9 protein-coding genes are annotated in these 13749 nt (G+C 44.7%); 6 read left to right on the top strand and 3 right to left on the bottom strand.

The window, feature by feature from the left end:
- Positions 1 to 299: 299 nt before the first annotated feature.
- The 6 genes from ALKIM_RS0114030 (at position 300) to ALKIM_RS19400 (ending at position 8599) form a co-directional block, all read left to right on the top strand.
- Positions 300 to 1250 (top strand): NAD(P)H-dependent flavin oxidoreductase, encoded by a 951-nt coding sequence (locus ALKIM_RS0114030; protein WP_026475192.1) that lies wholly within the window; start codon positions 300 to 302, stop codon positions 1248 to 1250.
- A 292-nt stretch (positions 1251 to 1542) separates the two neighbouring features.
- Entirely contained in the window at positions 1543 to 2823 is a 1281-nt protein-coding gene (locus ALKIM_RS18670; RefSeq protein ID WP_044117974.1) for a M16 family metallopeptidase, read from the top strand.
- 41 nt (positions 2824 to 2864) lie between these two features.
- Positions 2865 to 4154, top strand: a complete 1290-nt coding sequence (locus tag ALKIM_RS0114020) for a M16 family metallopeptidase (protein ID WP_026475191.1) — start codon at positions 2865 to 2867, stop codon at positions 4152 to 4154.
- Between the two features lie 66 nt (positions 4155 to 4220).
- Positions 4221 to 6455 (top strand): RelA/SpoT family protein, encoded by a 2235-nt coding sequence (locus tag ALKIM_RS0114015; RefSeq protein WP_044117973.1) that lies wholly within the window; start codon positions 4221 to 4223, stop codon positions 6453 to 6455.
- Between the two features lie 198 nt (positions 6456 to 6653).
- Entirely contained in the window at positions 6654 to 7217 is a 564-nt protein-coding gene (locus ALKIM_RS0114010) for an RNA polymerase sigma factor (RefSeq protein ID WP_026475189.1), read from the top strand.
- A complete protein-coding gene (locus ALKIM_RS19400) occupies positions 7211 to 8599 on the top strand; it encodes an outer membrane beta-barrel protein (RefSeq protein ID WP_052345575.1) in 1389 nt (462 codons plus the stop codon). Before ALKIM_RS0114010 ends, ALKIM_RS19400 begins: the two co-directional genes overlap by 7 nt.
- Before the next feature lie 27 nt (positions 8600 to 8626).
- On the opposite strand, the gene ALKIM_RS0114000 is transcribed toward ALKIM_RS19400, so the two are convergent.
- The 3 genes from ALKIM_RS0114000 to ALKIM_RS0113990 all read right to left on the bottom strand — a co-directional run bounded on the left by ALKIM_RS0114000 (position 8627) and on the right by ALKIM_RS0113990 (position 13741).
- Complete coding sequence (locus ALKIM_RS0114000; RefSeq protein ID WP_044118328.1) at positions 8627 to 10396, bottom strand: ABC transporter ATP-binding protein; 1770 nt, start codon at positions 10394 to 10396, stop codon at positions 8627 to 8629.
- Between the two features lie 312 nt (positions 10397 to 10708).
- Positions 10709 to 12265: an MFS transporter gene (locus tag ALKIM_RS0113995; RefSeq protein ID WP_026475187.1), complete on the bottom strand. Its 1557-nt coding sequence runs from the start codon at positions 12263 to 12265 to the stop codon at positions 10709 to 10711.
- Between the two features lie 24 nt (positions 12266 to 12289).
- Complete coding sequence (locus ALKIM_RS0113990) at positions 12290 to 13741, bottom strand: aminoacyl-histidine dipeptidase (protein WP_026475186.1); 1452 nt, start codon at positions 13739 to 13741, stop codon at positions 12290 to 12292.
- Positions 13742 to 13749 lie beyond the last annotated feature (8 nt).

Here is a 13749-nt window from a genome sequence, read left to right as displayed (position 1 = left end):
GATATAGACGCAAAAGAGTGTTAGTTTTTAGACAGATAGAGTAGCTGAGAAAGATGATTAGATTTATCTTATTATCTCTTTTATCTTATCTATCAGTCTAAATATCTGATATCTAAAAATCTTCAAAGGAGATTAATATCCGGGAAAAGGTCATGGCCTGTATTTTGTGATCCGGCAACCAAACTTTTATGGTTAATTTCATGTTTTAGAGCAACAGTTGCATACAATTGCCTTGGATAGTGGCACACCATTGTTGCTAACCTAATTAAACCTATCTTTGTAGTTCTAAATAAAAAAAGATGTCCTTATCAAATAATAGAATTACAAAACTGTTCAACATCAAATATCCGGTTATTCAGGGAGGAATGGTTTGGTGCAGTGGCTGGAGACTGGCTTCGGCGGTGAGCAACCAAGGAGGATTGGGCTTATTGGGTGCGGGGAGCATGTATCCCGAAGTTTTGCGTGAACACATACAAAAAATGAAAACTGCTACTGATAAACCATGGGGGGTAAATGTGCCATTGTTATACCCTTCCATCGAGGAGTTGATGCAGATAATAGTTGAGGAGGGTGTAAAAATTGTATTCACCTCCGCCGGAAGTCCTGCCAAATGGACAGCTCACTTAAAACAGCATGGCATCACAGTGGTGCACGTGGTGGCCAACAGCAAATTTGCCAAAAAATGCGAAGATGCTGGCGTAGATGCCATTGTGGCTGAAGGCTTTGAAGCCGGTGGTCACAATGGAAGAGAGGAAACCACTACAATGGCGCTTATTCCCATCATCAGAAAAGCAACTTCACTGCCAATTATGGCAGCCGGGGGCATTGGCTCGGGTGAGCAGATGCTGGCTGCAATGGCGCTCGGTGCCGATGGTGTGCAAATTGGCTCTCTCTTTGCCCTGTCTGAGGAGTCATCGGCTCACCAAGCATTTAAACTCCATGCCATTCGCTCTCACGAAGGCGATACGCTTTTGTCGATGAAAAAAACAACCCCCGTGCGTTTGTTGCGCAATCACTTTTTTGAACAGGTAAAAGAGGCAGAAGAACGTGGCGCTTCACCGGAAGAGCTTCGTGAACTATTAGGCCGTGGACGAGCTAAGAAAGGGATTTTCGAAGGTGACATTGACGAAGGTGAACTGGAAATTGGTCAGGTTGCTGCCATGATCAACGAGATTAAACCGGTTGCTCAAATATTTGACGACCTCATCAACAGCTACAATGGAGCATTGAGCAATCTTGGAAAGTTATAGCTGCCAATCACCTTTACACACCCTATTGGTGAAACTTGCAACGAATAAGCTTTTAGGACTAGGTACAGAATTAATTATCATCTGTTTGCAGAGCCATCTCAGCATTATTCGCCTTTATTAACAACATCTTTGCCAACTAAAAACCAGGTAAAGATGCCGCCTTACATGGTGAATGTATCTGTTTTCATTTGCTGACAATCTGAGTCATTGCTGGCATCAAAAAAACAATCAGTTTCACTCATCGCATTTTTGATATATCAAACCCGAACCAGGCCAAATATAAAAACAGAACATGATAGAAATATATAAACATACACTGGCCAATGGGCTGAGGGTGGTGGTACATCCGGACAACACAACGCCACTTGCGGCAGTAAACGTCCTTTACGATGTAGGTGCCCGTGATGAAGATCCCGGCAAAACAGGATTTGCCCACCTGTTTGAACATCTGATGTTTGGCGGCAGTCGCAACGTACCATCCTATGATGAACCTTTGCAGATGGTAGGCGGCGAAAACAATGCATGGACCAGCAACGACTACACCAACTACTATGTTACCCTTCCGGCCAACAACATTGAAACAGCATTCTGGCTGGAATCGGATCGCATGCTGGAACTGAATTTTACTGAAAAAAATCTGGAGGTACAGCGTAAAGTGGTAATTGAAGAGTTCAAACAGCGCTACCTGAACCAGCCTTACGGCGATATGTCATTGCTCACCAGACCCCTCGCCTATAAGACCCACCCTTACATGTGGCCAACCATAGGCAAGGATATTTCCCATATAGAGAATGCAACATTGGACGATGTACGCAACTTCTTTTTCAAGCACTACGCGCCAAACAATGCAGTGCTGGCAGTTGCTGGCAACGTTCATCCCGACAAAGTGTTTGCTTTGGCTCAAAAATGGTTTGGCGACATACCCCGAAGAGCTGTTCCACAAAGAAACATCCCACAAGAAACCCCTCAAAATGAGGCGCGTTTGCTCGTAGTAGAACGGGATGTGCCTGCTGATATGATTCACATCAATTTTCATATCGGCGGCAGAATGGATGCCGATTTCTATGTAAACGACCTTCTATCCGACATACTTTCAAATGGCCAATCATCAAGGTTTGTGCAAAGTCTGCTGAAGGAAAAACAGTTCTTTTCCGATGTAAACGCATACATTTCCGGCGATATGGATCCTGGTGTTTTTACCGTGACCGGACGCATAATGCCCAATATATCCATACAGCATGCAGAAGAAGCAATATGGCACGAACTGTCAAAAGCAGCCACCAACCTGGTTCCCGAACAGGAACTACTTAAGGTGAAAAACAAAATAGAGTCGAATCTGGTGTTTTCAGAGATAAGCTTCCTCAACAAAGCCATGAACATGGCCCATTACGAAATGATGGGAGATGCATCGGAAATAAACAGAGAGATAGAGCATTACAGAGCTGTTACACGCAACGACATCAGAGATGCGGCAGCCCGGGCTTTTCGAAAAGAGAACAGCTCAACCCTGCATTATCTCAGGAGAGACAAAAATGCCAACGGCGTCAACGGAAACTTTTCCACTGAGGATTAAACACCTCCAAAATGCTCAAAAACATTACACGATAATTCTGAATGATGACAAATATACCTGACAGACTAAATGGGCCGGCATCTGAACCCATCGGTGAAATAGACTTTCTCCCTGTATTGGAAACCACTCTGCCCAATGGCATAGAGGTGACACTCATACAGGCCGGAAGTCAGGATGTAACCAAAATAGACTGGGTGTTCCCTGCCGGAGCAATTCAGGCCGGAAGACCATTGCTCTCGTCAACGGTTGGTAATCTGATGATTGAAGGAACAACCTCCCGCAGTTCGGCACAAATATCTGAAACACTGGACTTTTATGGAGCCTACCTTTCCACCCAAACCTACTTCCACAACTCGGTAGTTTCGCTTGTTTGCCTAACCAAAGAGTTGCCAGAGCTATTCCCGTTGGTTGAGGATGTGATACGAAATGCATCATTTGAACAGCGCGAACTCGAGATATACATCAACAAAAGAAGACAAGAATACATCCTTGAGTCGGAGAAAGTAAAAACCATTGCCGCACGCCGATTCAGCGAATCCATTTTTGGTGCCGACCATCCTTATGGCCGACAATTAAGTTTAAGCCATTTTGACGCCATCACACGTGAGGATGTGGTGAGTTTTCACCGCGATGCTTTTACCCCTCACGGATGCAAAATCGTAGTAGCCGGTCAACCCGGTGAAAACATCGTTGATCTTCTTACCAGGCATTTTGGGATGAACGACTGGCCTAAGGGCCCCTATAACGGTAATGGAGTGGACGACATCGCTCCATCAGTTGAAAAATTTCAACTGGTAGAGAAAGAGGGTGCAGTTCAATCCGCTATTCGCATCGGAAGGCCGATATTCAACAACCACCACGCGGATTTCATCCCCCTCCAGGTGGTTAACACCATTCTTGGTGGCTATTTTGGCTCTCGACTAATGACATCGGTTCGTGAAGAGAAGGGACTCACCTACGGCATTGGCTCCAACATCATGTCATACAAAAACTGTGGCATGTGGTACATCGCATCCGAAGTAATGGGCGAGATGCGCCCCGCAGCTGTAGGTGCCATTTTTGATGAAATGCTGCGCCTTGCCAATGAACCGGTGCCTGATGATGAGCTGGAGGTAGTGCGCAACTACATGCTTGGCGAGTTACTGCGCAATTTCGATGGGCCATTTTCAACCTCCGACATCTACCGTACGCTGCAAGAATTCAACCTCGACTTTGGTTTCTATAGCAAAATGGTTGATGAAATACGCACCATTACGCCTGCCCGAATTATGGAGCTCGCGGCCAAATACCTGCAGCCAGACGACTTTTACGTGGTAGTGGCTGGTAAATAAAGTAAGACACCTTTTGAGTAATCAAAACAATAAACTAATTTAGTGCTTTGATGCATTAATTAAAACATGTCAACAGACTCCGTGATATTGCAGGAAGAGCAAGAAGCCAGACATCAGTTGGACGAAATCATCCGAATTTGCCCAAGATGCCAGTCGCCGGATGATTACCGGCTTGTGATGAAGGCTTACGAAATTGCGATGGATGCCCACAAAGGTGTTCGGCGCAAATCGGGTGAATTATACATATTGCACCCTCTTGCCGTTGCCCGCATTGTAGCCGAAGAGATAGGATTGGGCGCCACAGGCATCTGCGCTGCAATTCTACACGATGTGGTGGAGGACACAGACTACACCGTTGATGACATACAGACCATTTTTGGAGAGAAAATTGCTGCCATAGTTGATGGTCTCACTAAACTGGAAGGTGCCTTTGACCAAACACAGTCGAGGCAGGCAGAGAATTTTCGAAAGCTACTACTCACCATGGTGGAGGATGTGCGCGTCATCCTGATTAAACTGGCTGACCGACTCCATAACATGCGCACCCTCGACAGCATGCCCGAGCATAAAAAACTCAAAATAGCAGGGGAAACGCTGTTTATTTACGCGCCATTGGCACACCGCCTGGGGCTTTACTCCATGAAATCGGAACTGGAAGACCTCAGTCTGAAATATGAGCATCCTACCATCTATAAGGATATATCTGACAAACTAAAGGAGTATCAGATACGTAACGACCATTTGTTAACCCGTTTTGCGCTGCCTATTATTGACAGACTAAAGAACGAAGGTTATGAATTTGATATAAAAGGGCGTCCAAAATCTGTGTTCTCCATCTGGAACAAGATGCAGAAGAAACAGATTCCGTTCGATGAGATTTATGACTTGTTGGCTCTTCGCATCGTGTTTAAGCCAAAGATGGTAATTCCCGAAAAAACACAATGCTGGAGCATCTATTCGGTCATTACCGACATATACAAACCCAAACCAGACCGTTTGCGCGATTGGGTCAGTGTGCCCAAAGCCAATGGTTACGAGGCATTACATGCCACCTTTATGGGGCCGGATGGCAAATGGGTTGAGATACAAATCCGTTCCGAAAGGATGGACGAAATCGCCGAACGAGGATTTGCTGCCCATTGGAAATACAAAGGTAATCAGGACAAAGAGTCGGAACTTGACAACTGGCTGAAACGCATCCGTGAAGTTTTGGAAAATCCCGATTCCGACTCACTGGAGTTTCTCGATGATTTCAAGCTGAATCTCTTCAGCGCTGAAATGATGATTTTCACACCCAAGGGTGATGTTAAAATACTACCCAAAGGTGCCACCACACTTGATTTGGCATTTGAGATTCACACAAACATCGGCTACAAATGCATTGGAGCCAAGGTGAACTATAAACTAGTGCCTTTGAGTCATGAACTCAAGAGTGGCGACCAGGTCGAAATCCTCACCTCCGAAAAGCAGGCACCCAAATACGAATGGCTGAATTATGTAACTACAGCAAAGGCAAAAACACGTATTAAAGAAGCCTTTAAAAAAGAGCGCAAGATAATTGTTCACAGGGGTGAAAAGATGTTGCAGGAGTCGCTCAACCAGAAAAAGCTCACCATCAATGCAAAAATTCTGAAGAAGCTTCAAAACTTCTACAACCTGCCCAACAAAGAGGAGTTATACTTTAAGATTGGCAAGAGTGTCATCCGATTGGACAACCTGCAGAAAATTCTGAGTGACAAAACATCCAACAAATGGGTACGTTACTGGCGACTGTCGTTCGGAAATAAAGACGCACAAAAAAACAATACTGGCAAAAAAGGTGAAGGCACATCAAAACTCACCCAAATGGTGGTTTCGGATGAGATGGATGAGGAGCAATACCTTATAGCACCATGCTGTAACCCTATTCCCGGCGATGATGTGGTAGGATACATTGAAGATGGCGGTAAACTGATACTTCACAGCCGAAAGTGCCCCATGGCCATCCGGCTGATGTCGAGTCATGGCAACAGAATAGTATCCGCAAGTTGGGAATCACACAAAATACTATCGTTTCTGGCTGTTATCAACCTCTCAGGAATCGACCAGATTGGTATCGTCAGCAAAATTACCAAGGTTATCTCCGATGACCAGAATGTGAACATGCGTTCCATCCATTTCGACAGCCATGATGGAATTTTTGAAGGCATCATCTACCTCTACATTCACAACACCGAAGACTTAAACAACCTCATCTTCAACATTTCTAAAATTAAAGGAGTTTACAACGTTACCCGCCAGGAACGCATCACGAGTGGATAAAAAACTACCTTTTTCGTTATTTTCACGCAACCATTCTGAAATCTTGTCATCTATTAGTGAAACGATGTACAAGTTAGTTCCGGCTGTTTTACATATTTTATTGAACTGCCCGGGCGAAATCAAAAATCAGGTATGTTTTTTGTTAACAGTGAATCAAAACTGACATATCCGATTTCAACCTAACATCCGGAATTACCTGTGTTTGATACTGATAAAATCATAGAATTATGTCGTAAAGGCGATCGTTCGGCTCAAAAAGAGTTGTACGAACGTTTCTCCCCCAAATTGTTTGCTGTGTGCCTGCGCTACAGCAAAAACAGAATGGAGGCTGAAGATTACCTGCACGAAGGTTTTATGAAAATTTTCGCTAAAATAGACCAGTTCAAACAGCAGGGGCCACTTGAAGCGTGGATGAGACGCATTATGGTGAACACCATATTGGAAGCATTCAGAAAGAACAGCCGAATGCCAACCACCGATGAAACGCGTATTCCGGCTGATTTGGCCGATGAGGAGAACGAAGAGAATGATTTGCATGAGCATACCGATATCAACGAAGTTCTCCAACTAATTGAAGAGTTACCGGAAAAGTATCGCATCGTTTTGAACCTTTATGTGTTGGAAGATTTTTCGCACGAAGAGATAGCCAGACAACTGGGCATATCAGTGGGTACCAGTAAATCGAACCTGTCGAGAGCCCGGCAATGGCTAAAAAAAAGACTAGGCAAAGAAAAAAAGGATAAAATCACTCAGCTATGGTAAAAATCAGCGAGATAGAGTCATTATATAAAAGCCATAGTGAAAACCTGGAAGCAACACCCCCTGCACATGTATGGGAGCAACTGGAAACATCACTCAATGTAGCACAGAAGCAAAAAAAGTTTCTGCTATTCTGGCAAATTGCTTCAGCAGCAGTTGTTGCAGCTCTGGTAATTGTTGGCGGGCACTATTTTATGAATGAAACTTCCACATCCCATACCCTGGTGGATTCAACCTCATCCTATTCAACCGAAAAAGACGCAGATTCATCTCTTCAACACAAATCCACGCCTGCAACAGAGCTACAAGAGAAATCTGTTTCAAACGAATCCATTTACAATGAGAACACAGCCGATGTAATGTATACTGCAATGGCCGTTGCGGGTATAAATGACATGGAAACAGCCGACAAACAAAACCCACGTCCTGTTCAGGAAAACATACCATTGTTGAAGCACAGACCGGAGCAGAAGTTCTTCGCCACACCAAAAACCGAAGTGCGCAAATTGATTGCCCACAGCAACATTGATACGTGGAAAGACCGGTTCAATGTGAATCAAAGTATGCCTGCCGAATCTGGTAACAGAGCTCCTCTTAAGGTTCAGGTAGGTGGCACGTTGTCGCCAACCTATAGTTTCAGACACACATCGGGACCGCAGAATAGTGTAATGGCTACCGCCAGCAACGGTAGTTTTGATGAGCGGGCGATGATGGCTGCCGGTGGTGGATTGCATGTGAATGTTGAAATGCGTAAAAACTGGTCGGTAGAGTCTGGTTTACGATTTGCCCGTTTGGGACAGGATGTTCATACGCCGGTGCGCAGTGAACGGGTGTATGCCCTTAACAGCGATCAAGCGTCATACGCAAACTTATCTATCAAGAGCCTGTCATTAAATAATACCATGGGTGAGATAAAACAACATCAACCTCCCACCCGTTCGGAAAGCGACAATGCCTATTTTGGTGCCAGTCCCGGAACGATGCTTGTAGATTTCAGAACTGACAATCAACAGACCAGCGGACAAATAGAGCAGATGATTGATTACATAGAAGTGCCAGTTACACTCAGATATTATCTGATAAACCGTGATATGAAACTTTCATTGGCTGCGGGAGTTAGTACCAACTGGCTCATTGGCAACAATGCCTATGTGATTGAAAACAGTAACAGACAAAATATTGGCGAAACAGCCGGAATTTCATCCATGAGTTGGAGTTCGCACGCAGGTGTAGCATTCAGTTTACCACTTTATGGCTCATTTTCGTTAAGATTGGAACCGCGTGTAAATTATTTCCTGAGCGACATTAACGAAAACTATCCGGGGCGCTTCAGACCATACTCTTTTGGCATTTTCAGCGGCATCCAATATACCTTTGGAGAATAGATAAAATACCGACACGCATCTCAATTTTCAAAAGTAGACATCCGAAAGCGATTGTACCATTTGGTGGAGCTTACCTTGGCTGTTCAACATAAGCTCATCAAAAGAGCCCGTTTCTGCAACATGCATGCCATCCAGCACAACAATTCTATCAGCCATCTTGATGGTTGATAGCCGGTGGCTGATTATGATGGAGGTTCGACCTTCGGTAACAGACTTTATGTATTTGAGCAGCTGTGCTTCTGAAAAAGCATCAAGAGAACTTGTTGGCTCATCCAGCACAATAATCTGAGCATCGTTAAAAAATGAGCGAGCCAATGCCAATCGCTGCCATTGTCCCGGACTCATCTGTTCGCTTCCCTCAAACAATGTACCAATGGTTGTATCGTAACCCTTATCGAAACTGCTTATTACGCCATCTATTCCCGCTTTCTCTGCCGCCATGCGAATCATCGAACCATCGTCAGAGCTGCGCACATCGCCAAACCAGATGTTTTCACGAGCTGTAACATTGTAGAGTATAAAATCCTGAAAAACCACACTGATATTGGAGATTCTTTCGCGAGCAGCAATATGCCCCAACGAAACGCCATCGATGGAAATAGTCCCCTCCACGGGCTGATACAGCCCACAAAGCAACTTCACGAGGGTTGACTTTCCGGCACCGTTAACTCCCACCAGCGCCACTGTTTCACCTGCTTTCACATCAAAACTCACACCGCGTAACACCCATCTGGGATTGGATGGATAGTGAAAACCCAATCCCTGGAAAGAGATTCCTTGTTTCATAGGCTTTGGAAAGGTTCCGCCCTGCGTATTGGTAATTGGTATCTCTTGTGATTCCTTAAGGTTTAAGAAATCGAACAAATTATCGAGAAACAATGAATCTTCATATAGGCCAGCCACTCTTCCCAGAAATTCCTGCAAATAGGAATAACCACGCTGCAAGGCCAAAAAATAGAGCACCACAGCACCTATTGATATCTCTCCTGCAAAGGCTCTCCAGGCAATCAGCGCATAAACAACAATAAAAGCCACTGAGGCCGACAACTGCACCAATGCTTCGAGGCGGGTTTTACGAGCGAGCATGCCATATTGAGCCTTGCGCCAAACTCTCTTTAAATCGGTAAAGCGGGCACGAAACAGCTCACTCAAATCGAACACGCGCAGTTCCTTGGCAAAATCAGGCGCAGTGAGCAATCGGTTGTAATAACTCACCTTACGTTCAAGCATGGTATTGTCGCGCTTAAACTGAAAAAGCTTACGCGCATAACGCAAGCGGATAAACGCCACCGGCAGTGTAATTACGAGTAATATAACCGACACCGACCAATGCACCATTAACAGCACTCCTGCCATTACCATTAGGGTGATAAAATTCTGAATAACGCCCAACACACCATAAAAGATACGTGATGGCCGGAATGAAGCCTCGTTTAACGCCCGATAAAACACATTCTGATAATGCGGATGTTCAAAATAACCATACTCCACCCTTGAAGTTTTGTTGTGTATCAGGTTATCGAAAAAGTCGGAGATTACATAAGATTGTTTCTCGCGCACCAATGTACCCAGCGAAGCAGAAACCGCATTGATCAGGAATATGACTCCTGCAGCCATCAAAACCCAGAAAAGCCGGTCGAATGAGCGCTCCTCTAAAGGCAACAATGAAATAGCCTGAATCTCATCAACCAGTAGCTTCACAAGGAAAAGCAACAGAAGCGGCAAAACCCCGCGTATAAGTACCAAAAAAGCATTCAGCACAGTCCATCCGGGAGAACTGTGCCAAATGTATTTCATTATAACCCGGATGTGCCGCCAGGATTGCTGCATGAGAACCCTTTTATAAAATAATTACGAAGTAACTGTTTAAAATCACACTAATCTGCTATGAAGATTATTAGACTATTTGATGCAGAGCAAAGCGAAGTCCCACAATGCGGGATTAGATATTTAGACTGACAGATATGATTGAACAGAAAATAAGGTCACTCTAATCATCTTCCTCAACTACTCTATCGGTCTAAAATCTAAAAGTCTTTTTGCGTCTATTCCATGCTTTATAAATTAAAACAGGTAATAAATCGTGGCCTGATCAAACTAGAATATCTTTTACGCAGGCTTTTGATGTGGATTCTCCAAACCATAACCCTGTCGTTTGTCGGCGATCTTAAGTTGATATGCCAGAAAAATTGATACTATACCTATCAAGACCAACATCAATACAGGTATGGTATAATCGTAACTCATATTTCCGGCATTAATCTCCACAAGGTTGTCTTTATTCACATAATCGAGCAATGCCCCGATACCCCAGAAAAAGGTGAAAAGACCCCAGTTCTGAACTGTAAACATGGTAGCATAGGCTGTTCCAAGCCTGCTTTCGGCCACAATACGTGCCACGGCAGGCCACATGGCAGCCGGAACCAGCGAAAAAGCAATACCCAGACTAAACAATCCCATGTAACCCAGCCAAACATTATTGAACACAGACAACGAGAGATTGGCAAAGATAAGCAGTAACGATCCCAAGATCATGAGCGAAGCTGACTTTCCACGTTTATCTACAAGGCTTCCAAAAACAGGCGTAAATAAAATGGTGCCCATGGGAATGAGTGAAGCCGTTTTTGGGCCATTCCTGAACCATACCTGAAACACATCCTTCAGCGAATAGATAAAAAACCCAAACACAAGCAGTATCAGCGCAAAGCTGAGCATGCGACTCCACACTCTCTTGAATGATGGTGGAACCATTGAGAAGCCAAGTCCGAATAAAAATAGCATCACATAAATAAAAACGGTGCCCATTGTAACACTGCCCATAAGCGCAAACTCCCCGCCTGCTGCCAGTTCATAAGAAAAGCCAAACTTATTCACCAGCAAATCCGGTGTATATTGTAACAGCGGAAAAACGGCAGAATAAAACGCCACACACAACAAAGTGATAAAAATAAAGGAACGGTCGGTAACGAGTTTCAAGAAATCGGAAAGATGAAACTCCTCTTCAGCTGCAATGCTTTCAGTTTCGGGCGATGCACCAGCTCTTTGCCTATCCAGACGAATGTCAAAAAAGAGATAGATGATAAAAAAGAGAATTGATATTCCAATCAGAATTGCAGCAAAGCTCACCGCAGGCGCCACAGAGCCGGCGGCGATATCGGGTGAGATTGAGATGCCGAGAGCCGTGCCCAAACGTCCAAAACCAATGTTTACAGCCATTGCCAGGGCAAGTTCATACCCCATGAACCACTTCACAACGGCACGGGTTACAATTACGCAAACCACCTCCATGCCAATGCCAAACAGCACTCTGCCAGTCATAGACCAAACAAGCATGGTTGATTTATCATCGCCCAATACACCCATTACGGCCAAAGCTGATAAGGATGCCCCGGCAAATGCCAGACCACCGAAGACGAGTCCTGAAATGCGTATTCCCCATTTATCGAGAATGATGCCTCCTAAAATAATCATGCCAAACACGTTGGCAAAAGTTGTGGAAGCAATGATGCGACCAAACTCTTCGCTGGAAATACCCAGCTCACTGTTCATGAGCCCTTTAAGCCCTCCAAAAAAATCGTAAAACCAATAGGTAGAAAACATTAAACTGCTGACTAATACCAACACAAGCCAGCGAACAGCTGCGGAATCACGCAAAGTATGCTTCATATTATATCGCTATAAACCAAATTATTACACTTCACTAAGGGTGGCAGTTAGGAACTGCCAGAATAAGCCAACGCTATCAATATTCACTTTTTCGTCGGGTGAATGTGGATAACGAATGGTAGGACCACACGAAATCATATCCCAATTGGGATAGACATTACCCAGAATACCACATTCCAATCCAGCATGTATGGCTTTTATTTCGGGCGTCCGATTCCACTTTTCACGATAAACTTTCTGCATGGTTTGGAGTATGCTACTCTCCAAATTTGGTTTCCATCCGGGGTAGTGACCGTCGAACCAAACTTCCGCACCCGCAAGTCCGAAAAGACTCTCAAGCGAAGATTCCAGATCATCCTTTGCTGAATCAACGGAGCTGCGTAAAAGAGCCATTACTTTAACTTCGCGGTTGTCGGTTTTAACGATGGCCAGGTTGAGAGAGGTTTCCACGAGACCCTCCATTTCGGTGCTCATGCGTATAACACCGTTGGGACAAGCCTGGATGGCGTTGATCAAATCGTCCTGCACCACCTCTTCCATCACCAATGAAGGAATCGTTGTCTCATCGGCTGTTAGATTTAAATCTGGCTCCACATTGCCAAATTCACTTCGATAGATATCCAGAAAATCCTCAACAGCATCCATAAAGTTTTGTGTCTGATCAGCAGGAATTGTGACCACGGCAAATGCTTCGCGCGGGATGGCGTTGCGTAAACTGCCCCCATCAACCGATGAGAGGCGTGCCCCCAGATTTGCTACCGCATATTTGATGAACCGGAAGAGCAATTTATTAGCATTTCCCCGCCCCATATTGATATCCATTCCGGAGTGCCCCCCTTTTAATCCTACAAGTGCAAGTTTAAACCCTTTGTGGCCTTTTGGGACAGGGTTTTCATGAAACGAAAATACCACATTGGCATTGGTTCCACCTGCGCAGCCCACGTAAAGCTCGCCCTCATCTTCTGAGTCGAGATTTATCAAAATATCCCCTCTCAAAACACCAGGTTGAAGGTTGTTTGCACCAGTCATTCCTGTCTCCTCATCTACAGTAAATAACCCTTCTATTGGGCCGTGCATCAGGTTATCAGACTCCAAAACAGCCAATATTGCTGCCACACCAATGCCATTATCGGCTCCAAGAGTGGTACCTTTTGCCTTTACCCAACCATCTTCGATAAAGGTCTCAATTGGATCCTTTTCAAAATCATGTACTTTACCGCTATTTTTCTGAGGAACCATATCCAGGTGCGCCTGAAGTATCACCCCCGGACGAGATTCATGCCCTGGAGCGGCAGGCTTACGGATTACGACGTTACCAACACCATCGGTAACCACTTCGAGTCCAAGTTTGTGACCAAAATCCTGCACGTATGTCACTGCTGCACGCTCCTTTTTTGAAGGTCGCGGAATGGCAGTTAACGCATTAAAATGCTTCCAGAGCAATTTCGGCTCCAAATTGGCAATTGTATTCTCCATATCTATGT

Source organism: Alkaliflexus imshenetskii DSM 15055, from assembly GCF_000517065.1.
Classification (GTDB): domain Bacteria; phylum Bacteroidota; class Bacteroidia; order Bacteroidales; family Marinilabiliaceae; genus Alkaliflexus; species Alkaliflexus imshenetskii.
The sequence above is the reverse complement of the archived record's forward strand: the minus strand, read 5'-3'. Positions and strand labels throughout refer to the sequence as shown.

Coding starts and splice junctions, on each gene's coding strand:
- ALKIM_RS0114030 (WP_026475192.1), top strand. CDS start 300: ATGTCCTTATCAAATAATAGAATTACAAAACTGTTCAACATCAAATAT.
- ALKIM_RS18670 (WP_044117974.1), top strand. CDS start 1,543: ATGATAGAAATATATAAACATACACTGGCCAATGGGCTGAGGGTGGTG.
- ALKIM_RS0114020 (WP_026475191.1), top strand. CDS start 2,865: ATGATGACAAATATACCTGACAGACTAAATGGGCCGGCATCTGAACCC.
- ALKIM_RS0114015 (WP_044117973.1), top strand. CDS start 4,221: ATGTCAACAGACTCCGTGATATTGCAGGAAGAGCAAGAAGCCAGACAT.
- ALKIM_RS19400 (WP_052345575.1), top strand. CDS start 7,211: ATGGTAAAAATCAGCGAGATAGAGTCATTATATAAAAGCCATAGTGAA.
- ALKIM_RS0114000 (WP_044118328.1), bottom strand. CDS start 10,396: ATGAAATACATTTGGCACAGTTCTCCCGGATGGACTGTGCTGAATGCT.
- ALKIM_RS0113995 (WP_026475187.1), bottom strand. CDS start 12,265: ATGAAGCATACTTTGCGTGATTCCGCAGCTGTTCGCTGGCTTGTGTTG.
- ALKIM_RS0113990 (WP_026475186.1), bottom strand. CDS start 13,741: ATGGAGAATACAATTGCCAATTTGGAGCCGAAATTGCTCTGGAAGCAT.